Annotated in this window: 24 protein-coding genes; 19 read left to right on the forward strand and 5 right to left on the reverse strand. The window is 55.0% G+C overall.

Going from position 1 to position 24857, the window contains the following annotated elements; all coding sequences use genetic code 11:
- Positions 1-82: 82 nt before the first annotated feature.
- The 5 genes from ML541_RS11150 to ML541_RS11170 all read right to left on the reverse strand — a co-directional run bounded on the left by ML541_RS11150 (position 83) and on the right by ML541_RS11170 (position 5348).
- The gene (locus ML541_RS11150) at positions 83-1294 is read right to left on the reverse strand and encodes a putative nucleotidyltransferase substrate binding domain-containing protein (protein WP_243372966.1); all 1212 of its coding nucleotides are present in this window, start codon (positions 1292-1294) and stop codon (positions 83-85) included.
- Positions 1295-1383: 89 nt separating this feature from the next.
- Positions 1384-3354 (reverse strand): cation acetate symporter, encoded by a 1971-nt coding sequence (locus ML541_RS11155; protein WP_243372967.1) that lies wholly within the window; start codon positions 3352-3354, stop codon positions 1384-1386.
- A 14-nt stretch (positions 3355-3368) separates the two neighbouring features.
- Entirely contained in the window at positions 3369-3677 is a 309-nt protein-coding gene (locus ML541_RS11160) for a DUF485 domain-containing protein (RefSeq protein ID WP_243372968.1), read from the reverse strand.
- 117 nt (positions 3678-3794) lie between these two features.
- Positions 3795-4559 carry an IclR family transcriptional regulator gene (locus ML541_RS11165; RefSeq protein WP_243372969.1) on the reverse strand — a complete coding sequence of 255 codons (765 nt, stop codon included), beginning with the start codon at positions 4557-4559 and terminating at the stop codon, positions 3795-3797.
- A gap of 357 nt (positions 4560-4916) precedes the next feature.
- Positions 4917-5348, reverse strand: coding sequence for a hypothetical protein (locus tag ML541_RS11170; RefSeq protein ID WP_243372970.1), 432 nt, complete (start codon positions 5346-5348; stop codon positions 4917-4919).
- A gap of 142 nt (positions 5349-5490) precedes the next feature.
- On the opposite strand from ML541_RS11170, the gene ML541_RS11175 reads away from it, so the two are divergent.
- From ML541_RS11175 to ML541_RS11265, 19 genes are all read left to right on the forward strand, one after another.
- Positions 5491-6234: a YebC/PmpR family DNA-binding transcriptional regulator gene (locus ML541_RS11175; RefSeq protein ID WP_243372971.1), complete on the forward strand. Its 744-nt coding sequence runs from the start codon at positions 5491-5493 to the stop codon at positions 6232-6234.
- A 61-nt stretch (positions 6235-6295) separates the two neighbouring features.
- Positions 6296-6817, forward strand: coding sequence for a crossover junction endodeoxyribonuclease RuvC (ruvC, locus tag ML541_RS11180; RefSeq protein WP_243372972.1), 522 nt, complete (start codon positions 6296-6298; stop codon positions 6815-6817).
- Positions 6814-7413 carry a Holliday junction branch migration protein RuvA gene (gene ruvA, locus ML541_RS11185; RefSeq protein WP_243372973.1) on the forward strand — a complete coding sequence of 200 codons (600 nt, stop codon included), beginning with the start codon at positions 6814-6816 and terminating at the stop codon, positions 7411-7413. The genes ruvC and ruvA overlap by 4 nt, the downstream gene beginning before the upstream one ends.
- 321 nt (positions 7414-7734) lie before the next feature.
- Positions 7735-8436 (forward strand): GntR family transcriptional regulator, encoded by a 702-nt coding sequence (locus ML541_RS11190; RefSeq protein WP_243372976.1) that lies wholly within the window; start codon positions 7735-7737, stop codon positions 8434-8436.
- Positions 8429-9343 carry a methylisocitrate lyase gene (gene prpB / locus ML541_RS11195; protein WP_243372978.1) on the forward strand — a complete coding sequence of 305 codons (915 nt, stop codon included), beginning with the start codon at positions 8429-8431 and terminating at the stop codon, positions 9341-9343. The genes ML541_RS11190 and prpB overlap by 8 nt, the downstream gene beginning before the upstream one ends.
- Positions 9340-10785: a bifunctional 2-methylcitrate dehydratase/aconitate hydratase gene (locus tag ML541_RS11200; protein WP_243372980.1), complete on the forward strand. Its 1446-nt coding sequence runs from the start codon at positions 9340-9342 to the stop codon at positions 10783-10785. Before prpB ends, ML541_RS11200 begins: the two co-directional genes overlap by 4 nt.
- 76 nt (positions 10786-10861) lie before the next feature.
- Positions 10862-12178 (forward strand): citrate (Si)-synthase, encoded by a 1317-nt coding sequence (locus tag ML541_RS11205; RefSeq protein WP_243372983.1) that lies wholly within the window; start codon positions 10862-10864, stop codon positions 12176-12178.
- A 55-nt stretch (positions 12179-12233) separates the two neighbouring features.
- Positions 12234-13829: an acetyl-CoA hydrolase/transferase C-terminal domain-containing protein gene (locus ML541_RS11210; RefSeq protein ID WP_243372985.1), complete on the forward strand. Its 1596-nt coding sequence runs from the start codon at positions 12234-12236 to the stop codon at positions 13827-13829.
- A gap of 27 nt (positions 13830-13856) precedes the next feature.
- On the forward strand, positions 13857-14471 hold the full coding sequence (locus ML541_RS11215) for an acetate uptake transporter (protein WP_243372987.1): 615 nt from the start codon (positions 13857-13859) through the stop codon (positions 14469-14471).
- A gap of 229 nt (positions 14472-14700) precedes the next feature.
- The gene (ruvB, locus tag ML541_RS11220; protein WP_243372989.1) at positions 14701-15723 is read left to right on the forward strand and encodes a Holliday junction branch migration DNA helicase RuvB; all 1023 of its coding nucleotides are present in this window, start codon (positions 14701-14703) and stop codon (positions 15721-15723) included.
- Positions 15724-15726: 3 nt separating this feature from the next.
- Entirely contained in the window at positions 15727-16452 is a 726-nt protein-coding gene (locus ML541_RS11225; protein ID WP_243372991.1) for a DnaA/Hda family protein, read from the forward strand.
- A 48-nt stretch (positions 16453-16500) separates the two neighbouring features.
- Positions 16501-17958, forward strand: coding sequence for an RtcB family protein (locus ML541_RS11230; RefSeq protein ID WP_243372993.1), 1458 nt, complete (start codon positions 16501-16503; stop codon positions 17956-17958).
- Positions 17959-17962: 4 nt separating this feature from the next.
- A complete protein-coding gene (locus ML541_RS11235; RefSeq protein ID WP_243372995.1) occupies positions 17963-18394 on the forward strand; it encodes an archease in 432 nt (143 codons plus the stop codon).
- A 61-nt stretch (positions 18395-18455) separates the two neighbouring features.
- Complete coding sequence (locus tag ML541_RS11240) at positions 18456-19010, forward strand: epoxyqueuosine reductase QueH (protein ID WP_243372997.1); 555 nt, start codon at positions 18456-18458, stop codon at positions 19008-19010.
- Positions 19007-19219, forward strand: coding sequence for a DUF2905 domain-containing protein (locus ML541_RS11245; protein WP_243372999.1), 213 nt, complete (start codon positions 19007-19009; stop codon positions 19217-19219). The genes ML541_RS11240 and ML541_RS11245 overlap by 4 nt, the downstream gene beginning before the upstream one ends.
- 85 nt (positions 19220-19304) lie before the next feature.
- Positions 19305-19622 carry a phasin family protein gene (locus tag ML541_RS11250; protein WP_243373001.1) on the forward strand — a complete coding sequence of 106 codons (318 nt, stop codon included), beginning with the start codon at positions 19305-19307 and terminating at the stop codon, positions 19620-19622.
- Entirely contained in the window at positions 19616-21301 is a 1686-nt protein-coding gene (gene ubiB, locus ML541_RS11255) for a 2-polyprenylphenol 6-hydroxylase (RefSeq protein WP_243373003.1), read from the forward strand. The genes ML541_RS11250 and ubiB overlap by 7 nt, the downstream gene beginning before the upstream one ends.
- Before the next feature lie 194 nt (positions 21302-21495).
- A complete protein-coding gene (gene lpxC, locus ML541_RS11260) occupies positions 21496-22416 on the forward strand; it encodes a UDP-3-O-acyl-N-acetylglucosamine deacetylase (RefSeq protein WP_243373005.1) in 921 nt (306 codons plus the stop codon).
- Between the two features lie 113 nt (positions 22417-22529).
- Entirely contained in the window at positions 22530-24794 is a 2265-nt protein-coding gene (locus ML541_RS11265; protein WP_243373006.1) for an ATP-binding protein, read from the forward strand.
- The last annotated feature ends 63 nt before the right edge of the window (positions 24795-24857 follow it).

Consider the following 24857-nt stretch of genomic DNA (forward strand, 5'->3'; position numbering starts at 1 on the left):
GGGGCGATTCAGGGCATATTATGTATACAGGAAAAAAAAATCCAGCCATTTGTCGTACGGCAGCATGATGTTGGCCGAGGAACTACATGATGGAGAAATTCACATGGATTGTCTTCTGCAGTTCCTCGATGCGCAACAGGGCTTGGCGGATACGCTCCCGTTCTTCGGCCGGCAGTTGATAAGGGTTCAGGTGATAGGAATCCTTTTCGATCCCCTTGATTACCTTAATCTGGAGCAGAATGCGGTGTCTGGTCAGGATATGATATGCGTCCTTGAGGCCGACCGCCATGGCATGTGAGAGGCTCTTTTCCTTTTCAAGGAGGTCTATCCGCTGCAGGGTGCCCGTTGCAGGAATTGCCTGATTGATGGCCAAAATGCGCACATTCATCACCAGCGGCGCCCAGGCAAGCAGCTTCAGGTTGAATTCTCCCTTATGTTCGCCGGAACCCTCCGTCCAGAGCCTCTTCAGAAAGCTGAGGGCGAGTTTCATCTCTGTAGCAGCCTTGGCCATCCCCCAGAGGACCTGAAAGTAATCCTGCTCGAAGGCGCGGATAGTGCCGATCAGCTGGTCCGCCAGCCCCTGGTCCCCTGCCACATGACGGGCATCGGAAAGCACTATCAGGTCCATGAGGTTCTTGGCGTAATCGGCAAACTCATAGCGGACAATGGCAAGCAGCCGCCTTTTCCACTGGGACAATGAACCTCTCCAGGTAGGATTGGTGGGCATTATATCGCCGGTGCATTTCTTGAAGCCCACCTCGGCCAGTTTCTCCACGAGAAGGTCGGAAAAATCCCGGAAATAGGTATCCGCTTCATCCCCACCGCCGTCAGCATAGACGATAAGGTAATCCTGGTCGGTTATCAGGGTTTGCTCTTCCCGTCCATCGCTGCCCATGCTGATCAGGGCAAAGGGTACCGGAGGGAAGCCCCTGCCCAAGCGTTCCATTTCGGCCCCTGCAAGGTCCACCACCCGCCCCGCAAGGAGATCCCGGTAATCGGTGCAGTTCCGGTGCAGGGTCGGCACCGACAGGGTCTTGAGAAACCGCTCCAGTTCCAGCTCGTTCAGGGCGTCGTGTATTTCCTTCAATACGGCAAAGCTGGTCTCTTCGGCAACACGTCGGCGCAGTTCCAGTTCACGGCCCGAAAACTCTCTGATTCCGGCAATATCGCCACCGATGTCATCGGAAAGAAAGCGGAGCAGGCGTTCGCTCTCGTCCCTTTCCAACAAGGGAAGAAAACGCAGCACCATCTCCATGGCAGAGTGAATCACCGATGGGAAGGATTCTTCATTCATGACATTTTGTTGTGGGGGCATAGTGTCGACCATAAAAAATGGGGAAGGCTGAAGCCTTCCCCAATCTTATCACATGAACAATCATTTGCTTAGTGATCTATGGCCTTAGCCATACCGATACCGGTATTCTGACGGACATAGATCTCGTCGAACATCTCTTCCGAACGACGGCTGGGGAATGCCAGGGCCCCAAAGATAGCAGCTAAGAATCCCAGGGGAATCGAGATGATGCCCGGGTTTTTCAGGCTGATGAGCGGCTTGTCGAGGCCCATGATGGACTTGCCGCCACGGTTCTTGGCCTCTTCAGCCTTTTTCTCGGTAATGGTCTTCAGATCCTTGTCGGAAAGAACGGCACCTTCGGCCTGTTTCTTCTCAAGGGCTGTGTAGACCTTCTTGGCTTCATCGGCAACCTTGTTGGGATAGGTCATGTTGGGAGAAACCATGACCAGGGCGATGGAGGCGATGGTTCCGACGATCAGGCCGGAAATGACCCCGGCGGTGTTGAACTTGCGCCAGAACAGGGACATAACGACGACCGGCAGGTTTCCGGAAGCAGCAACGGCGAAGGCAAGAGCCACCAGGTGGGCAACGTTCTGTTTCTCAGCAGAGATACCGATGACGATACCGACGGCACCTACGCAGAGGGAGGTGATGCGGGCAGCCATGACCTGCTCGTGCTGATCGGCATGACCGTCCTTGATGACGTTGACATAGATGTCATGGGCGATGGCCGCAGATGCAGCCAGAACCAGACCGGAAACAACGGCCAGAATGGTGGCGAAGGCAACGGAGCAGAGGAAGGCCAGGAACAGGTCACCGACGATGGGAGAGATGTCGGCACCAAGCTGCTGGGCCAGCAGCAAGGTTGCCATGTTGCCACCCTTATCGACGGCACTTACACCCTGGGGAGTAACATGGATGGCGGCGCCGAAACCAAGCAGAGTGGTGAGCACATAGAAGAAGCCGATGATCCACATGGCGATGATAACTGATTTACGAGCCTCCTGGGCGGTAGGCACGGTGAAGAAGCGCATGAGGATGTGCGGCATGCCGGCGGTACCGAGCACCAGGGCCATACCCAGGGATATCTGATCAAGGGGAGCCTTCATGAACAGAGCAGGCTCCAGGAAGCGCTGTCCTGCATCGACACCGTTCAATACCACACCATCCTTGAGCACCAGCTTGCTCACATGGTCCTGGATGTTGGGGCTGTTGACGATATCGGCGAAGAACCCGAGGGGGTTGAAGCCCGATTTTGCCATAACCAGAATGGACAGGAGGAAAGCACCGGACATGAGCAGACCGGCCTTGATGATCTGAACCCAGGTGGTGGCGGTCATACCGCCGAAGACAACGTAGCCGATCATGAGGATGCCGACGCCGATGATGGAGGTCTTGTAGGGAATGCCCACAAGAAGGGCCATCAGTTTACCGGCACCGACCATCTGGGCGGTAAGGTAAAAGGTGGTAACGGCAACAGTCGAAAGGGCTGCCACGGCGCGAACCGGCTTTGGTTCGGTACGGAATGAAAGGATGTCACCCAGGGTGTACTTGCCGGCATTCCGGCATGGCTCTGCAACTATAAGCAGAACGGTGATGTAGGCAACCAGCCAGCCCACCGAATACATGAAGCCGTCATAGCCGTATAGGGAAATCATCCCGGAAATACCCAGGAAGGATGCGGCAGACATGTAATCGCCGGCAATGGCCCAACCATTCTGGGTACCGGTGATGCCGCCGCCTGCAGCATAGAAGTCGGCAGCAGTCTTCGTTTTCTTGGCAGCCCAGACGACAACGCTCATCGTTATGGCAATGATCACGGCAAACATGGAAATTGTAATGGTCCTGTTAGCCTTGATCTCTTTCTTCATGGGAGCTGCTGGTGCTGCTGCAGGAGCAGGAGCCTGTGCGGCCGGAGCTGCAACGGCCGCGGCGCCGGGAGCAGGCGCGGTTGCAGCAGTCTGGGCACCGGGGGCGGCGGGTGCTTTTGCCGGTTCAGCAGCGTAGGCAAATGAGCCCAGCGAGAGGGCTAATGTCAAAGCAGCAAATAATTTTCTCATGTCCTTAGTCCTCCTTATTTGAGTTCATCCACCAGTTCACGGGTGAGCCGGTCGAAGTCTTTGTTGGCCACATGGGCGTAATAGTGGGCCAGTCCCCAGGAAACGAAGAACTGGGAAAGGGCGAAAAGGTAGCCGAAGTTGACATTGCCGAGAATCTTGATCTTGAACAGACCAGGTGTGTACGCCGCGCCTATTGGGAGGAGGAAATAGAACACGGTGGAGAACACCCACCAACCGAAGAGAAAGACGGTCTTTTTGTGATGGAGTTCGATGAATTTTGGGTTTTTGGCAATTGCCGCCCAGTCGTACTGTTTTTCTGCCATGGTAGTTACTCCTTTCATTAGTAATTTAACCATTTGGAGGAAGCGAATCCGCTTCAGGCGATTCTTTAATCTCTTCGGCCCCCCTTTCATTGAGTTTGAGATTTCTAGTACATCCCGTTAAATTCGGGCATAGCCAAATTTCATGGAAAGCATTTCAGCCCCTTCACGCAATGAGGGGATAATTTCATTCTCCAGTCGTCCCGCCGCCATGCGAAATGAAGGACCTAGCATGGCAATGGCGCCGACGACCTTTCCGGCATAGTCCCTTACCGCGACGGCAACACTGACAATGCCATCACCAAGCCCGCCGATGTCCACGGCAACACCTTTTTCCCTGATCAGCTCAAGTTCCGATTCCAGTTCGGCCTGGCCGGCGACTTCCTTGCGGCGGTGATGAAAATATTTCTCCAGCATATCCTGTGATTCCATGGCCTTGATCGCCTTCCCCGCCGCGTTGGTGAAAAAGGGAAATCTTTTACCGGCAAAGGATTCAGCCTTGATCTGCTGATCGCAATCGACCATGTCGAGAAAAAGCACCTCGCTGCCACGCAGGACCGTCATATAGACCGCTTCATGGTGTTTTCTAGCTAGGGATTCCACCACCGGATGGGCATGCTTGATCAGGCTGATGTTGCGCAGGAAGCGCTGGGCCAGTTCCACCGTACTCACACCCAGGTGGTAGTTTCCGCTCCAGTCGTCCTTTTCCACCAACCCCCGCCCTTCCAAGGTCGCCAGAAGCCGGAAAGTTTTGTTCCTGCTTATGCCCAATTTACCGGCCAGAAAGGGCAACGTGCCATCATGAGTTTCGTCAGCCAGGGTCTCAAGTATGTCGAGTGCATTTTCAACACTCTGAACAGCATATGAACTTTTCTCGCGGTTCATAGATGCCCCGTCTACGCCGATTTAAAGGGATGTTTTAAATAAGTATAACTGATTTTGTAATTTTTTTTAGCACATTGTTTTATTACAGTCAACATTATTTTACTACAAACTAGTGCAAATTAGATGTAAAACCTTAAATATCATTATGTTAGACAATTCAACGGCAATTCGATTAAGGAGGTTAATATTTCATCTAAAGGCTAAAACATAGGTTTATAAATAAAAATTACCGGAGATAAACCATTAGCCGGCAGCCCTGAAGATAGAGTGGGCGTGATTTTATCAACTTTTAAAACGGGATGAAGGAGTAAAGGCGAGCAACGGGAAGAAGAGTGCTGGGGTTGGGGAAAATTGGGGTCAGCGGAAGCGTATGGCGATTCCCCTGGCGTTGAGGTTGGCCGAGGGGATTAGCAGGTAGGAAGCTGTTTCGAGGTTCACTTCGGGCAAGATGACCGCATCGGCACCTATCTTTGCCGCTTCCTGCCGCAATGCGTCGTAAGCCCATTCGTAATCGTCGCTTCTGAGCTCGGAGGACGTACCATATCGTTCGCGGCTTACCCGGACCACCGCCATTTTCGCATAGGGGCGTAAGACCTCGTCCTGGGCAAGCAAGGGAGGCAGGTCCCGGTCGGATCGGAAAGTGACACAACCGCCAAGCAGCACCGCACCGAACAGGAGGCCGATCAGACATCGTGAAGCGGCGGAGAGGGGCTTAGAAACATAGCGTTTCCCCCTTTGATAACACTGTTCTCCCCTACGGCCAATTTCACCGGAACGTTGCCTTGACATGGTAAATACCCTCCAAATCTCCGAAATCTGCACAACGGGGTCAATTTTACCCACATTTTCTCTCTTTACAACCCCAATTTCTCCATGATAGTATTCCACGTTTTTTTAACCGGATCACTCCCCATGAAAGGAATTGCAACATATGTCAGGACATAATAAGTGGAGTACCATCAAACACAAAAAAGGCGCTGCCGATGCCAAGCGCGGCAAGATATTCACCAAACTGATAAAAGAGATTACCGTCGCCGCCAAACTGGGTGGTGGCGACCCTGACGGCAACCCGAGATTGCGGACCGCCATCGACAAGGCCAAGGGCGAAAACATGCCCAAGGATAACATAGAACGCGCCATCAAAAAGGGTACGGGTGGCATGGACGGTGTCGTTTACGAGGAAACCACCTACGAGGGGTATGGCCCGGGCGGCGCTGCCGTACTCGTGGAGGTCATGACAGATAACCGCAACCGCACCGTCTCCGACGTACGCAGTATATTCACCAAGTGCAACGGCAACATGGGGGAAGCGGGCTGCGTCTCCTGGATGTTCGACAAGAAAGGCCTTATCGTCTTTCCCAAATCAGTTGATTTCGACAAGCTGTTTGAAGCTGCCATAGAAGCGGGCGCCGACGACGTCTCCGATGAAGATGAGCAGATAGAGGTAACAACCGACCCATCCAATTTCATGGAAGTGCGGGACGCCTTGGAAAAGGCAGGATTCAAACCTGAATCCGCAGAAGTTACCATGATCCCCCAGACCATGGTCAAACTGGAAGGGAAACAGGCCGAAAACATGCTCAAGCTCATGGATCGAATGGAGGATAATGACGACGTCCAGAACGTCTATTCAAACTTCGACATCTCTGAAGAAGAGATGGATAAAATGATGTAGGTTACCAGGGGCGGGTTTTGAACCCGCCCTTGAACGTTCGCCCGTCTCAATCGAAGGGGCCATGAGAATACTCGGCATTGATCCAGGTTCACGCATCACCGGCTACGGCGTCGTCACCAAAGAGGGAAACCGCCTTATCCATGTGGACAACGGCGCCATCTTCACCGACAGTGCAAAGGATTTCCCGTCCCGCCTCAAACGCATCTACGGCAGCCTGAGCGAAATCATCGAAACCTACCGCCCCGACGCTGTGGCCGTGGAAAACATCTTCTTCTCCAATAATGTCCAGAGTGCCCTCAAACTTGGCCAGGCCAGGGGCGCCGCCATCGTTGCCGGCGTCAATGCAGGGCTGGATGTCTTCGAATATACGGCCCTGCAGGTGAAACAGGCGGTGGTAGGCAACGGCAAGGCCGCCAAACAGCAGGTGCAGCAGATGATCAAGGTATTGCTCAACCTGCCCGAGATCGCCCAGGAAGATGCCTCCGACGCCCTTGCCGTGGCCATCTGCCATGCCCATTCCGTCACAGTCAAGCGCCTCACCAACACTATTCCAGCTACGAGCATCCCAAGAGGTCGCCGATGATAGCCCTTCTGACAGGAAAGCTTGCCCACAAATCCCCGGACTTTATCATCCTTGACGTCAACGGCGTCGGCTATCGGGTGCAGATCCCCTTTTCCACTTACTATGCCCTGCCCGAGGGGGGTAATACCGTCTCCCTTAATATATTCACCCACGTCAAGGAAGATGCCATCAACCTCTATGGTTTTAGGACCATGGAAGAGAAGGAAATGTTCCAGCTGCTCATTTCCGTATCGGGTATCGGCCCCAAGCTGGGGAACGGCATTCTCTCCAATATAGAAGCGGAGCACCTCTCCGACGCCCTGATCCGGGGTGACCTGGCGAGACTGGCCACCATTCCGGGGATCGGTAAGAAGACCGCGGAACGCCTGGTACTGGAGCTGCGGGAAAAAGTGAAGAAGCTCGGCCACGGACCGCTGCAGCAGGATGCCGCACCAGCGGGCACCAACAACAATGTGAGAGACGATGTGGTTTCAGCCTTGGTCAATCTGGGATACAAGGAAGCGGTCGTACAGAAGACGGTGGATGGGATAGACATTGCCGCCGACGACTCTGTTGAATCACTCCTCAAACAGGCATTGAAAAAGTTGATGAAATGACCCGTAACATCGCAAGATTTCGCCCACCTGTATAAATTCAGATTTGAATCCCCCCTGTTGCAGTTTCCATGGCGCCCAGCCTCGCCGAACCTCACCTGATACGTCTGGGATCTATTTGGCTATCAATCATTTGCCAGTTGCGCCTGATCGGCGGTAGGAAATTTTTATTGCCGACTGGTCGTCGGAGAAATCCGCCACAACTCTCGCGATGACTCGATCTACACCTACCTGATATTTTTTTGTCGACACTTTTTATTGAAAATAAAATTTTTATGATATATATACAGTAAAAATAAATTTTACCGTTGAAAGTGTCGACACATGAATACAATAAAGAATCGAAACCAGGAAGCCAGCCCATTAACAGACAGGATATTTGACCAGCTGCAAGATTCCATCATCAAGGGTGAAATTCCTGCAGGGAGCAAGATTTCCGAGCCGGAACTATCCAAAACATATGGCGTAAGCAGGGGAACTTTGCGCGAGGCCTTGAGCCGTCTGGAAGAACGTCATCTTGTCATCCGGGCGCCAAACCATGGTGCGAGGGTCATCTCGCTTTCCTATGAGGAGCTGATAGAAACATACCAGATTCGGGAAGTCCTAGGGGGTCTGGGATGCAGGCTCGCCGTCCGGAATATGACCGACAGTGAGATCGCTGAACTGCACAAGCTTCTGGATGAGCATGAGAAGAGCATTAAGGAAGATCAGGGGCTTTCCTACTACCAGCAGGAAGGGGAATTTGATTTCCATTACCGGATCTTGCAGGGAAGCCGCAACAAGATGCTCCTGGCTATTCTGGATGGCGGCCTCTACCAATTGATCAGGATGTATCGCTACCAGTTCAGCACCGACAGTCCCCGGCCGTTGTTGGCGCTCAAGGAACATCACCGCATTGTAGACGCCATAGAGGAGCGGGACGAGGATTTGGCGGAACTCCTCATGCGGCGCCACATACGAATTGCGCGCATCAGCGTCGAACAACGGCACAAAAAAGCCTTGGCAAAGGAGAAGGGTGATGTGTGAGCAGACTTCTGCCGGAAAACTTTTCCGCAAGGCCATCGACAGCGACAAGCCTCTTCAGATTGTGGGGACGGTCAACGCCTACTGCGCAATTCTGGCCGAAAAGGCCGGTCACAAGGCAATCTATCTTTCCGGAGCCGGAGTCGCCAATGCTTCATTCGGTCTTCCCGACCTTGGCATTACCTCCCGTAACGATGTTCTGGAAGATGTCCGGCGTATTACCGGTATTTCGACCCTGCCGTTGCTGGTCGACATCGACACCGGATGGGGTGAGGAATTGGGAATCGCCCGCACGGTCAAGGAGATGATACGCGCTGGGGCAGCGGCGGTACACCTTGAGGACCAAGTGGAGTCGAAGCGCTGCGGCCATCGCCCCAACAAATCCATAGTTTCAAAAAACAGAATGGCAGACCGGATCAAGGCGGCGATGGATGCCAAAAGCAATGACGATTTCATGATCATGGCCCGTACCGACGCCCTGGCTACCGAAGGGGTTGAAGCTGCCGTCGACAGGGCTGTGTTCTATGTGGAGGCAGGCGCGGAGAGCATCTTTGCTGAAGGTGTGACGGACCTGGCCATGTACCGTCGATTTGCCGACGCCATTGACGTGCCGCTCCTGGCAAACATGACCGAATTCGGGAGGACCCCTTGCTATAACAAGGAGCAGTTTGCTGCGCAGGGGGTTGCCATGGTGCTCTATCCGCTGAGCGCTTTCCGCGCCATGAGCAAAGCCGCACTGGATATATATGAAACCATCCTGCGCGTCGGGACGCAGGAGTCGGTTTTGGCAGCCATGCAGTCCAGGGAGGATCTCTATGACCTGCTCAATTATTACGACTATGAGCAGATGCTCGACCATCGGTCATCCCGCGATATTGCAGAAAGGCAAGAGGGAAAGGGTAAACGATGAGGGCGACTGCCGAAATGAATGTCCGTTCCGAACCGGATCAGGTGCTGGTCGACATAGCCGACTATGTCACGGGTTACATGGTCACCAGTTGCGAGGCCCGCAATACCGCCCGTCACAGTCTGCTGGATGCTCTCGGCTGCGGCATGCTGGCACTGACGTTTCCCGAATGCACCAAACTGCTCGGGCCGTTAGTTCCCGGCACCATCGTCCCCCACGGCGCCCGGGTTCCGGGGACCAGCTATGAGCTTGATCCAGTCAAAGCCGCCTTTGACATCGGCTGCATCATACGATGGCTCGACTTCAACGACACCTGGCTGGCCGCTGAATGGGGGCACCCGTCGGACAACCTGGGAGCGATCCTGGCGGTTGCTGATCACCTGAGCCGGCGCAATCTGGCCGAAGGGAAAGCCCCGGTGACCATGGGCGAGGTTTTGACCTGCATGGTCATGGCCCATGAGATCCAGGGGTGCCTGGCCCTGGAGAACAGCTTCAACCGGGTGGGTCTCGACCATGTCCTGTTGGTTAAAGTCGCCTCGACCGCCGTTGTCATGAGGCTGCTCGGGGGAACGAAAGAACAGATCATCGATGCCCTCTCCCAGGCGTGGGTCGACGGCCAGAGCCTGCGTACCTATCGCCATGCACCCAACACCGGCAGCCGCAAATCGTGGGCCGCAGGGGATGCCGCCAGTCGGGGGGTACAGTTGGCATTTATTACCCTCCAGGGGGAGAAGGGATACCCAAGTGCGCTCACCGCACCCACCTGGGGTTTCTACGATGTTTCGTTCAAGGGGGAACCATTCCGCTTCCAGCGCCGCTATGCCTCATACGTCATGGAAAACGTCCTCTTCAAGATCGCCTACCCTGCGGAATTCCATGCCCAGACGGCCGTCGAAGCCGCTGTGAGACTCCATCCCCAGGTGCGGGACCGACTTAACGACATCAAAAGGGTTGTCATCACTACCCATGAATCAGCCATCCGTATCATCAGCAAGACGGGGAAACTCCACAACCCGGCGGACCGGGACCACTGCCTCCAATATATGACCGCAATAGGTCTCCTTTTCGGCACTTTGACCGCCGAGCATTACGAGGAGAAAGTGGCGGCCGATCCGCGCATCGACACCCTGCGGGAACGGATGGAAGTGGTGGAAGAACCTCGCTTCAGCCGCGAATACCTTGAGCCGGACAAACGCTCCATTGCCAATGCCGTCCAGGTATTCTTCAGCGACGGCACCGGCACCGAGCGTGTCGAAGTGCAATACCCCTTGGGACATCGACGGCGGCGCGCCGAAGGAATTCCGCTTCTGCTTGCGAAATTCCGGGCAAACCTGGCCGTGCTTTTCCCTGAAGAACAGGTCCAACGGATAGTCGCTTCCTGCCAGGACCAACAACAGTTGGAGAAAACTCCGGTCCATGAATTCATGGAGCTGTTTCGCATCTGATTATCGCCGGAAGGAGGTTTTGCAGTCGATTCACTGAACTATTTTCGCACAACCACTACGAAAGGAGAGTAGTACCATGGCATTAAAAGAAACGCTTGCGCAGAAGATCGAGGAATTCCGTCCCCGCACCACCAGACTGGTCAAGGAGTTCGGCAAGGTCAAGGTTGACGAGGTCACCATCGAGCAGTGCATCGGCGGCGCCCGCGACATCCGCAGCCTGGTGACCGACATTTCCTACCTGGATCCCCAGGAGGGCATCCGGTTCCGCGGCAAGACCATTCCCGAGACCTTTGCCTCCCTCCCGAAGGCGGCTGGTTCGGATTATCCGACCGTCGAAGCATTCTGGTATTTCTTGCTGACCGGGAACGTTCCCACTCAGCCCCAGGTGGATGAAGTGCTGGCCGAATGGAAGGTCCGCCAGAAAGTCCCTCAATATGTCTTTGACACCATCCGCACCCTGCCCCGGGACAGCCACCCCATGGCGATGCTTTCGGTGGGCATTACCGCCATGCAGCGGGACTCCAAATTCGCTGCTCTTTACAATGCCGGCAGATTCAACAAACTGACCGCATGGGAAACCGTCTACGAGGACGCCTGCGACATCGTCGCCCGCATTCCGATTATCGCAGCATTCATCTATAACCTGAAGTACAAAGGAGACAAGCAGATCGCCATCGATCCCGCACTGGACATGGGAGCCAATTTCGCCCATATGATCGGCCAGAGTGAGGCATACAAGGATGTAGCACGGATGTACTTCATCCTCCACTCCGACCACGAATCCGGCAACGTCTCGGCCCACACCACTCACCTGGTGCATTCAGCCCTGTCAGACCCCTACTACGCCTATGCCGCCGGCTTGAACGGCCTGGCCGGACCGCTTCACGGACGTGCCAACCAGGAAGTGCTGGACTGGACCATTAAATTTCAGGAGAAGTACTGTAAAGATCAGGAACCGACCAAAGAGCTCATCACCAAGGCGCTGTGGGAAACGCTCAACTCTGGTCAGGTCATACCCGGTTACGGCCATGCTGTCTTGCGCAAAACCGATCCCCGTTACACTTCACAGCGCGAATTCTGCCAGAAGCACCTGCCGCAAGACCCGCTTTTCAAGCTGGTTTCCATGATCTTTGAGGTTGCGCCAGGCGTTCTCACCGAGCACGGCAAGACCAAGAATCCTTGGCCCAACGTCGACGCCCAATCCGGAGTTATCCAGTGGCATTACGGGGTCAAAGAGTGGGACTTCTACACCGTTCTGTTCGGTGTCGGCCGGGCTCTCGGCTGCATGGCCAACATCACCTGGGACCGCGGGCTTGGCTACGCAATCGAACGTCCGAAATCGGTGACCATCCCCATGCTTGAAAAGTGGGCGGAAAAAGGTGGCCGCCTGTAGTACCCGGCCTAAAAACATTTTCACTGTATACACCAAATACGAACAGGAGTTTACTATGTCAGAATACGGAACACTGCAAGAGCGAGTACGCTGCAAAACGCTGCTGAACAAAGTAATGAAGGCGGAAGAAACCATCCCGTTTTTCAAGGATGGCATGAACCTGGGGTGGTCCGGTTTCACCCCTGCCGGTTATCCCAAAGCGGTCCCCATTGCCCTGGCTGACCATGTGGAAAAGAACAATCTCCAGGGGAAACTTCGCTTCAGTATCTTCACCGGTGCATCGGTCGGCGCCGAAACGGAAGACCGCTGGGCGACCCTGAACATGATCGACCGCCGCTGGCCGTACCAGACCGGCAAGAACATCGCCGCTGGCATCAACGAAGGACGGATTCGCATGGGAGACAAGCACCTATCGCTGTTCGCCCAGGATCTCGGTTACGGCTTTTACACCAAGGACACCCCCAGTGGCAAGCTGGATTTGGCCATTATCGAGGTTTCAGCGATTACGGAAGACGGTGGTCTGATCCCCACATCCTCGGGCGGAGTCATCCCGGAAATACTCATGATGTGCGACCGGATCATCGTCGAAGTCAATATCGGCCAGCCCTCATTCGAGGGGATGCATGACAACATCATCTGCAACAACCCACCCAACAGGCAGGTCATGAATATCACCAGGGCCGATTCCCGCATCGGTACCACCTATGTTCCGTGCGATCCGGCCAAAATCATCGCCGTGGTCGAGTCAAAGTATCGCGACAACGGCCGGGCCTTTTCCGAACAGGATGAAACTTCCGAGGCCATCGCCAATCACATCATTGACTTCTTCAGCCATGAGGTGAAGGTTGGCCGGTTGCCGAAAAATCTCTTACCGCTCCAGTCGGGGGTAGGCTCCATTGCCAACGCCGTCATCGGCGGCCTGGCAAAAGGCCCGTTCAGCGACCTCAGCGTCTACACCGAAGTGTTGCAGGACACCATGCTTGACCTCATCGATTCCGGCAAGCTCAACTGTGCGTCGTCCTGCTCGCTCTCCCTTTCCAAGGATGAGGGGTTCCCGCGCTTTTTTGCCGACATGGAAAAGTATGCAGGCAAGATCCTGATCCGACCGCTTGCCATCTCCAACGCCCCTGAGCCCATCCGCCGCCTCGGTGTCATTGCCATGAACACCCCGGTGGAGATCGACATCTACGCCCACGCCAACTCAACACTGGTCGGCGGTACCAGGATGATCAACGGTATAGGTGGTTCCGGCGATTTCCTCCGCAATGGTTATCTCAAGATCATGCACACCCCATCGAGCCGTCCCACCAAAACCGACCCGACCGGCATTACCTGTGTCGTTCCACACTGCTCGCACATCGACCACACGGAACACGACCTCGACTGCGTGGTGACCGAGCAGGGACTGGCCGATCTGCGCGGTCTGGCGCCGAAGGAGCGCGCAAAACGCATTATCGAGAAATGCGCCCATCCCGACTACAAACCGATTCTTGCCGAATATCTGGAAATTGCGACCAGAGACTGCGTCGCACGGAAAGTGGGCCATGAGCCCCAGTTGTGGGACAGGGCGTTCAAGATGCAGCTGAACCTGGCCCAGAACGGCACCATGAAGATCAAGGACTGGAACATCAGGATAGATTTGTGCAACTGACAAAATAATGCATGAAGGAGTGTTACGATGACCCACAGCGAAGACAATGGTGCAACGAGGTTGGCACTCAACGATACCACAGCAAATCCGGCTCCCCTCGGTCTGCTCGGCTTCGGGATGACGACAGTTCTGCTCAACCTGCACAATGCTGGGATGTTTCCCCTGGATTCCATGATACTCAGCATGGGCATTTTCTATGGAGGGCTTGGACAGATCATCGTCGGAGTCATGGAGTGGAAGAAAAACAACACGTTCGGTGCAACGGCCTTCACTTCCTACGGTCTGTTCTGGCTTACCCTAGTGGCATTGATCATCTTGCCGAAAACCGGCCTAATCCAGGCTCCAGACAACTCTGCCATGACTGCCTACCTGGCAATGTGGGGGCTGTTTACCGGTGTTCTTTTCCTAGGCACTTTGAAGATGAACCGGGCATTGCAGGTCGTATTCGGATCGTTGACGGTCTTGTTTTTCCTCCTTGCGGCCGGCGATGTCACCGGAAACCAGATCATCAAGATCTTCGCAGGATATGAAGGGATTCTCTGCGGCCTGTCAGCTATTTACGCCGGGCTGGCCCAGGTTATTAATGAAGTTTATGGAAAGGCTATTGCACCGTTAGGAATTGTGCAGGCGGAGCACCTTTAAGAAAGGTACTCGCTGGCATCTGGCACATGAGGTCCCAGCAACAACCAGCAAAAAAGATGGCTGCCGGATGATCGGCAGCCATGTCTTTGCCTTGAGATGCAGTAAAAAGGATGAGATGCAAAACCGCAAGCTGACCTTTCTGTATCCATTCCGATCCCCCTCCCCGCTTGACCTTTCCCGGCAACTGGTATACCTTAAGCCGTTCCGAATACCGGCAAGGAATGACAGGATGACCCGGACCATCACCCCCGACATAACCGATGACGATGCACTCATCGAAGCAACCCTGCGCCCCAAGTCCCTGGACGATTATGTGGGCCAGGAAAAGACCAAGGGAAACCTGCGGGTCTTTATCGAGGCAGCCCGAGGCCGCGGCGAGGCGCTGGACCATGTGCTTCTCTATGGCCCCCCCGGACTGGGAAAAACGACTCTGGCCAATATTATCGCCTGCGAAATGGGGGTCAACATCAAGTCCACGTCGGGACCGGTCATCGAGCGACCGGGAGATCTGGCGGCCATTCTCACCAACCTTGAACCCCACGATGTGCTCTTCATCGACGAGATCCACCGCCTTTCCCATGTGGTGGAGGAAATCCTCTACCCGGCCATGGAAGATTTCCAGTTGGACATCATCATCGGTCAAGGACCCAGCGCCCGCACCATCAAGCTGGATCTGCCCAAATTCACCCTGGTGGGGGCCACGACCCGTGCAGGACTCCTGTCATCCCCCCTGCGTGATCGCTTCGGCGTCATCTCCCGCTTGGAGTTCTATACCATAGATGAGTTGGCCTTCATCATCACCCGCTCGGCACGCATCCTCGGCATGGAGATCAAGGCCGAAGGGGCAACAGAGCTTGCGCGCCGCAGCCGCGGCACCCCCAGAATCGCTAACCGCCTGCTGCGCCGGGTCCGGGACTTCGCCCAGGTCAAAGCAGACGGCATCATTACCATCGAGGTGGTCAAGGACGCCCTGGCGCTCCTGGAAATCGACCACATGGGCTTCGACTACATGGATCGCATGATCCTCTTGACCATCATCGACAAGTTCGGCGGCGGGCCGGTGGGTCTCGACACTATCGCTGCCGCCATCAGCGAGGAAAGCGACACCATAGAGGACGTCTACGAGCCGTTTCTTATCCAGAACGGCTTTTTGAATCGCACTCCTCGCGGCAGAGTCGCCACCAGGGCAGCCTACGAACATTTCGGGCGCATCATCCCTGAACCACCCCAGGGAAAACTCTTCCAGGACTAGGCCATGCAGCTTATCTTCGACTTTCCCGTCAACTCGAAATATGGTTTCGACAACTTCGTCGTCTGCGCCGGCAACAAAACCGCCTACCATTTTGCCCGGCAGCTGGCGGAAGGAGACGGCACGGAGAATCTGCTCTACCTGTACGGCGCCAGGGGGGCGGGCAAGACCCATCTCCTCACCGCCATTGCCAGAAGCATCGGCGCCCAGAACGGGCTTGACGCCCTTCCCTCCCTCTCCTTCAAGGACATCGACAAGATTTACCGAGGTAACTATCCTGCCGAGGAACTTTCCAAGCTTGCCGAGCAGTTCAAGGATTCTCCGGCCCTCCTTATGGACGACATTCACCTCATCCCGGACAACGACAACGTCCGTGTGGAGGTCTGGCAACTCTTCAACGACTTTTATTCCGCTGGCAAAAAAATAGCCATCAGCGGCCTTTGCCCGCCCAAGGAGCTTCCCAACCTGGACGGGCACCTGACCTCGCGCCTGTTGTGGGGCCTGGTATCGAAGCTGGACATCTCAGGGGACGACTCCCTGCGCATGATCCTGCAAAAACTGGCCGAAGACCGACAGATCGTGGTACCCGAAGAGGTTACCGCCTACCTCCTTGTCCATCTCCAGCGAGACATTCCCACCCTGCTCAATGCACTCCAACAGATCCACCGCCACGCCCTGGCCACCAAAAAGAAAATCAGCCTGCGGCAGGCAAAAGAAGCGCTAGGCCGGTAGCAGCCCCCCTTTTCGTTTTGTGGTAGTATTTATACAAAGGAGGAAGAGATGGCTCTGCCCCCTTCCCTGAAAAAGGTATCGGACACCATTTGGGAACTGCCTGTCTCGTACAAGCCGGGGATGCTAGTGCCGGCTCGAATCATCGCCACGGAGAAACTGGTGCGGGTCATGGATGCCGGCGTCTTTGACCAAGTGACCAATGTGGCCTGCCTGCCCGGCATCATCAATCACGCTTACTGCATGCCGGACGGTCACTGGGGCTACGGCTTTCCCATCGGCGGCGTTGCCGCCATGGATCCACAGCATGGGGTTATCTCGCCGGGTGGAATCGGCTTCGACATCAACTGTGGCATGCGTCTGGTCCTGACCAATCTGACCCTGGAAGAGGTCCAGCCGCACATCCACCGTCTGGTGGATGCACTTTTCTACCGGATTCCCACAGGCGTCGGCTGCACAGGCTTCGTACGCTGCTCCCAGAGCGAATTCGGTGATATCCTGGAACAGGGCTCCCTCTGGTGCCTTAGAAACGGCTACGCCTGGCCCGAGGATCTGGAGATGACCGAGGAGGGTGGCTGTTTCTCCGGTGCGGATGCAGCGAAAGTCAGTAACAAAGCCGTGGAACGGGGCTACGACCAGATCGGCACCCTGGGCTCCGGCAATCACTACTGCGAAATCCAGGTGGTGCGGCCGGAAAATATCGTCGATGAACGGCTGGGCCGCGCCTTCGGCCTGACTATCCCCAACCAGATCGTCATCATGTTTCACTGCGGCAGCCGGGGCTTCGGCCATCAGGTGGCCACCGATTACCTGCAGCTCTTCCTGAGCGTCATGGAGCGGAAATACGGGTTGAAAAAGCTGGATCGGGAGCTTTCGTGCGCACCGTTCAATTCGCCCGAGGGGCAGGACTACTTTGCCGCCATGAAATGTGCCGTCAATATGGCCTTCGCCAACCGTCAGGTGATCCTGCACCGGATACGCGAGGTTTTTTCGTCCATCTTCCACAAAAGCCCCGAAGAGCTGGGAATGAAGATGGTCTACGACGTGGCCCACAATACCGCCAAGATCGAACGGCACATGGTGCACGGCAAGAAAAAGGAGGTCCTGCTCCACCGGAAGGGTTCCACCCGCGCCTTCGGCCCTGGGATGGAGGGACTCCCCGCCTGCTACCGGGAGACTGGGCAGCCGGTCATCATCGGGGGCAGCATGGAGACGGGGTCATATCTCCTTGCCGGCATGGAGACCGGTGCAGAAACCTTCTATTCAACCGCCCATGGCAGCGGCCGCACAATGAGCCGCCATCAGGCAAAAAAGCTGGGCAGGGGGCAGAAACTCCAGCGGGATATGGAAGAGCGGGGCATTTACGTGCGGACCGACTCATGGGGAGGGCTGGCGGAAGAGGCGGGCGCTGCCTATAAGGACATCGATGAAGTGGTTGAAGCCACGGAACTGGCCGGGCTGAGCAAACGGGTGGCCCGGCTGGTCCCCATCGGCAATATCAAGGGATAGGGACATGCCATATCGCTATCTGGAAGAGATCGCCACCGCGGATACCGCTTTCGAAGCGACAGGATCGACGCTGGAAGAGGTATTCACCGCTGCCGCCGATGCGTTGCTCAACACTATGACCGCAGATGTTACCGGCATAGCACCTGAGGAAACCACCACCTTCGAAACGCACAATGCAGAATTGGATCTGCTGCTCTTTGACGTGCTGAACGAACTGGTTTTCCTCAAGGATGCAAAGCGTCTGCTGCTGCGCATCCAGTCGATTGCATTCAGCCATGACAAGGAAATGTACCGTGCAAAGATCACCGCCCGGGGCGAGCGGATCGACCCGGCCCGACACCGCCTGCTCGTGGATGTGAAGGCAGTGACCCTGCATCGCTTCTCACTGGAAGAGACTGAGCATGGCTGGAAGGCATGCGTGGTTCTCGATATCTGAAGTCCCGATTATGGTAAATTTGAATTGCTTTCTTTCAAGGGAGACGCTACCGTAGGCACCCATGAAAATACTATTCCACATCTGCTGCGCTCCATGCGCCATCTATCCCATCAAGGAAATGCGCTCCAACGGCATGGAGGTGACCGGCTATTTCTTCAATCACAATATCCATCCCTATCAGGAGTATCGAAGACGGCTGGAAACGGTCAGGCAGTACGCGGAAATGATCGATCTGGACGTCATCTACCGTGATGACTATCTCCTTGAAGATTTCCTTGCCTCCGTTGCCCCCCGCCCTGCCGACCGCTGCATCTACTGCTACGGTTCCCGCCTTGCTGCCGCAGCAGCTGTTGCAGCCGAAAGGGGGTTCGATGCCTATTCCTCCTCGCTCCTGTACAGCAGGTATCAGAAGCATGAGGAAATCAAGGAGCTGGGAGAAAAAATAGGGGAGCGGTACGGCATTCCCTTCCACTACAGCGATTACCGCCGGGGCTGGAAAGAGGGGATCGACATCTCCAAGAAAATGGGACTCTATCGCCAGCAGTATTGCGGCTGCATCTACAGCGAAAAAGACCGGTACCATCCCCACCCGGTTTCAGACAAGGAGCAGGCATGAACGGTATCGGCAAAGCCCTCATCTATATGGGTTTGATCATCGCCGCCATCGGCGTTGTCGTTACCTTTGCCGACAAGCTTCCCTGGTTGGGGCGACTGCCGGGAGATATCCACATCAAGCGGGAGAACTTTACTTTCTATTTTCCCCTGGCCACCAGCATCATCATTTCTGTGCTCCTTTCTCTTATTCTCTGGCTTTTCCGGAGATAATAGCGCGGAAATTCCTTCGCCTCTTGATATCTTCCCTTCTTCTGTTACTTTTTAACAGTAAAAATCCCGCTATGGAGGAGGTCACATGTTTGAACTTCTTGAAAAAGCTGTGTTGACGGGACTCGGCGCTGTTTCCATGACACAGAAAAAGGCTGAGGAGCTGTTGACGGAATTGAAGGAAAAGTACAAGCTGAGCGAGGATGAAGGAAAGGCCCTCCTTGACAAGATTCAGGCCATGGCCAAGGACAGCCGGGAACGGATCAACGAAATTGCAGAAAACGAAGTACGCAAGGCCATCGAGCGCATCGGCCTGGTCCCCCGGGAGGAGTTCGACCGTTTGCAGAAACGGGTGCAGGCCCTGGAAAACATGGTAAGCGACGAAGATCTAGGTCCTGAATGCTGAACCTTATCCAGTTAAGCCGCAATATCCGCAGCATCCGACGTTATCGGCAGATCGTGAAGGTTCTGGTCAAGTATGGACTGGAACACCTGCTGGAGTATTTCAACCTCTCCCATCTGGCTGCCATGAGCCGCAAGGTGCTGCGGCGAAAAGCCTCGACCATTGCCCAGTATTCACCGGCAGAACGCATGAGGCTTGCCTTTGAAGAACTCGGTCCGACCTTCATCAAGCTGGGCCAGCTTCTGTCTACCCGCCCCGACGTTATTCCCCGCAGCTTCGTGGAAGAATTCTCCAAACTTCAGGACGACGTTCCCTCCTTTCCTTTCGAGGAAGCCGAAACACAGATAGCCGAGGAGTTAGGAAAGCCGGTGGAAGACATCTTCTACCAGATCGACCCCATTCCCCTCGCCGCGGCATCCATCGCCCAGGTCCACCGGGCAAGGCTGAGAACAGGAGAAGATGTGGCAGTCAAGGTGCGCCGGCCGGGAATCGAAGCCCTTGTGGAGACGGATATCGACGTACTCATGGGCATTGCCCAGGTCATGGAACGCCACATGCCCGGCAGCGAGATCTACGACCCGGTCGGTCTGGTGAAGGAATTCGCCCGCACCATCCGCAGGGAAATGGACTTCTCCCGCGAAGGGCACACCATTGAGAAGATCCGCGACAATTTCCATGGAGATCGAACCCTCTATTTTCCCAAGGTCTTCTGGCCTCACACCGGCAAAAGTATCCTCACCATTGAGTACATTAATGGAATAAAGGTCAATGATCTTGCAGCGCTCGAGCGGACGGGACTTGACAGGAAACTCATTGCCAGACGGGGTGCCGACGCCTTCCTGAAAATGGTCCTCGACCATGGCTTTTTCCACGGCGATCCCCATCCGGGCAATGTACTGATACTGCCGGACAATGTCATCTGTCTGCTTGACTACGGCATCGTGGGACGCCTGGACCACCAGCTGAAACGGTACCTCACCGACATCATCCTCACCATCCTAAACCGGGATGTGGATGAACTTATCTCGCTCCTGGCCTATTCTGGTGAGATCGGCGAGAACCTCAACCGACGGGCACTGAAAAGGGACCTGTCGGAATTCATCGACAGTTACTACGAGATTCCGCTCCAGGAGATCGAAGTGGGACGGATGCTGGTGGAATTTATCGACATCGTCACCACCTTCCATATCAAGCTGCAACCCGACCTGATGCTCCTGGCAAAGTCCCTGGTGATCATCGAAGGCATGGGACGGGAACTGGACCCCGATTTCGACATGATCGAGCACTTGCGGCCTTTCATGGAGCAGGCAATCAAGGAAAAGATCACCCCCGGCACCTTTGCCAGGGACATGCGCACCATGTTCATGTCCTACCTGAACCTTGCCCGAAACCTGCCGCGGGATCTACGGGAAATACTCCACCGCCTCAACCACAACAAATTCAAGATCGACCTGGAACACCGGGGTCTGGACCGGTTCAGCAGGGAACTGGACAAATCCATCAACCGCCTCTCTTTCAGCCTGATCATCGCCGCCCTCATCATCGGTTCATCCATCGTCATGCAAACCAACAAGGGTCCTCTCATCTTCGAATTTCCCGCCTTTGCCTTCCTCGGCTATACCATTGCCGGGCTGATCGGCTTCTGGTGGGTAATCGCCATCATCCGCTCCGGCCGCCTCTAGATAAGCGCAGTTGTTGCATTTTTGCAACAGCACAATCTTTTTTGCAACACCTTCCCACCTCCTGGACGACGGTTATTTTTTGTTTATGACAGCATAACAATTGTAAATCACAGGCCTTTTAAGATTATTGATTTCATGGCCCGCAATTTGCTAAATAATAAGCATACTGATTATTTTTAGCAAAGGAGTTAGCCATGGCTCTTCAGCAGACTGTGAGAAACAAAATTACCTTCACCGGCATCGGACTCCACTCGGGAAAGGAAACCCGTGTTACCCTTCGCCCTGCAGAACCGGGCAACGGCATTGTCTTTCACCGCACCGATCTTCTTCGGCCCATAACCATTGAAGCCACTGCTGCAAACGTCGTCAGCACCCGGCTGTCCACTACCATCGGCAGGAACGGCGCCGGCGTCGCGACCATCGAACACCTGATGGCGGCCCTCTTCAGCTGCGGCATTGACAATATCAACGTGGACATAAACGGCCCCGAAGTCCCCATCATGGACGGCAGCGCTGCCCCTTTTGTGGAAGCGATCAAAAAGGCAGGCATCCTGGTCCAGTCCAGACAACGCCGGTACCTTGTGGTGAGAAAGCCGGTAACCATCAGGGATGGGGACAAACGAATAACCATCATCCCATCCCGCCATTTCCGCATTTCCTTTGACCTCCGCTTCAACCATCCGGCCGTGACGCGCCAGTTCAGAACCATGAGGTTCGACCCGGAATGTTTTGCCGACGATTTCTGCCCCGCCAGAACCTTCGGCTTTGTCGCCGACATGGAGGCACTCCAGTCCCGCGGCCTTGCCCTCGGTGCCTCCCTGGCCAATGCGGTGGGCATTGATGACACGGGTGTCATCAATGGAGAAGGATTGCGCTTCGCCGATGAGTTCGTGCGGCACAAGATTCTTGACTGCGTGGGGGATCTGGCCCTTGCCGGCATGCCGATTATCGGTCATGTGAAGGCAAGCAAATCGGGCCATGAGCTGAATCGGCAGCTGATCTCCGAACTCCTTTCCCGGCCCGATTGCTGGACGGTGGCGGAAGACAGAAAGAGAGAGAATATTCTGCCTGTGGCGCTCGGCATACCAGAGTTGGGATGGCTTGAAGCCTGCTGAGGCATTTATCGACTAGATTTATCCCAAAAAGCAGCCCATCCGGCTGCTTTTTCTGTTTTTTTACCGGCTCGGCGGGTTGAAATATAGCCGGCTTTCATATACAGTGGGCAGGCATGACTACGGGAAAAGGATCAAAAGTGGGAACAAGTACGGAAAAGGGGCTGCCGAAAGCTGAGCTGCGCAAGAGAAAACGCGAGGGATTCATCGTCGCCTTTTCGCTCCTGCTCATCATTTTTCTCACCGTTACGGAAATCCATCTCTCCAAGCTCAGTTCCGACGTGCCCATGGGCAACAACATCGTCATCTTCGGCATCATCAACATCATCATTCTCCTCATCATCCTGCTCATCTTCATGGTCTTCCGCAACGTGGCAAAGCTCATGATCGAGCATCGCCGCAACGCCTTGGGGGCCAAGCTCCGCACCAAGCTGGTTCTCGCCTTTGTCGGCCTTTCGCTGGTGCCGACCATGCTGCTCTTCTTCGTCTCGGCAGGATTCATCACCAACAGTATCCAGAACTGGTTCAACAAACAGGTGGAGACCTCCCTGGACGAATCCATGGAGGTTGCCCAGACCTACTACAAGACCTCGGCGACGAATGCCCTCTACTACGGCGAACAGATCAGCGCCATCATAAAGGAGCAGAAGCTCCTCAACGAGGAAAACCTGCCGCTGCTCAAGGCGGTCATCAGACAGAAGCAGAAGGAATACAATCTGGGGGTCGTGGAGGTATATTCATCTCAGAAAGAAGAGCTGGTCAGAGCTGCGAACCCGAAGCTTCCTCTCGGAGAATTCACCAACCCCTCTTCTGAAGACATTAAAATCGCCCTGCAAGGCAAGCAGGTGACCAAGGTTAACTCCGTAGGCAAGGCAGACCTTATCCGGGGCATTGTTCCCGTTCATTCCAACTGGAACGAGGCAGAGGTGGTAGGCGTTGTTGTCGTGAACTACTATGTCCCCTACTCACTGGTAAGTAAGATGAAGGAAATTTCCACGTCTTACCACGAGTTCAGGCAATTGAAGATTCTGAAAAACCCCATTACCACCGGCTACATCCTCACACTGTTTCTCATCACCATGGTGATCATCTTCCTGGCGGTCTGGTTCGGTGTCTACCTAGCCAAAAGTCTCACCATTCCCATCCAGGAGCTGGCCGAAGCAACCAGGCAGGTGGCCGAGGGGAACCTGGACGTGCATCTGGGTGAGAAAGGTAATGATGAAATCGGCATGCTGATCGCTTCATTCAACAAGATGACCCAGGATCTGCGTAACAATCAGCTCGCCTTGAAAAACACCAATGAGGAATTGAGCCGCAGCAACTTTGAGCTGGAACAGCGCCGGCGTTACATGGAAATCGTGCTGAAAAACGTCAATGCCGGGGTAATCTCCGTGGATAAACAGGGGGTGCTGACAACGGTCAACAAGTCGGCCGAGCGGCTCCTCAATATCAATACCCAGAAGGTAACGGGCAAGAGTTTCCGCGAGGTCCTGCAGCCGGCCCACCTGGACATGGTCAAGGGCATGTTGCGCGACCTGATCGTCTCTCAGCAGGATACGGTCAACAAGCAGGTAACCATACCCATACGGGATACCAAACTCACCCTCCTCGTCAACCTGACGGTGCTCAAGGACGAAAATGACGAATTCGTCGGCACAGTCGTCGTCTTCGACGATATGACACAACTGATCAAGGCCCAGCGCATGGCCGCCTGGCGGGAGGTGGCGCGGCGCATCGCCCACGAGATAAAAAACCCCCTGACTCCCATCAAGCTCTCCGCCCAAAGACTGCGAAAGCGATATCTTGCCCGGTTCGAAGGGGAAGAAAAGATCTTCGACGAGTGCACCGGCATGATCATCAAATCCGTTGACGAGCTGAAGACGCTGGTGGATGAATTCTCCAATTTTGCCCGCATGCCGGCGGCACAACCATCGCCCAACAACTTGAATGAGATCCTCCACGAGGCGATAACCCTCTACCAGGAGGCACACCGCAACATTGCCTTTTCCCTCCGCACCGACGAAACGGTTCCTTTGATCCAGTTGGACCGGGACCAGATCAAGCGGGTGCTGATCAATCTGCTCGATAATGCAGTAGCCGCCATCGATGGTGATGGTAGCATTTCCATCGAAAGCATCTACAATCGGGAGTTGAAAATGGTTACCTTCACTGTGGCTGACACCGGCCACGGTATCCTTCCCGAGGACCGCTCCCGGCTCTTCGAACCTTATTTTTCAACCAAAAAAGCGGGAACGGGACTGGGGCTTGCCATAGTCAATACTATTATCTCCGATCACCACGGCTTTATTAGAACCAGGGACAACCAGCCCAAGGGTACCGTCTTCACCATCGAGCTCCCTGTCAGCGGCGCCTGGGTTTAGGCGGACGCCGGAACTGTTCAATCAAGGTGATGAGCAAACTTGCATTACCATGACGGGGGCTGT

Source organism: Geotalea sp. SG265 (assembly GCF_022808985.1).
In the GTDB taxonomy this organism is placed as follows: domain Bacteria; phylum Desulfobacterota; class Desulfuromonadia; order Geobacterales; family Geobacteraceae; genus Geotalea.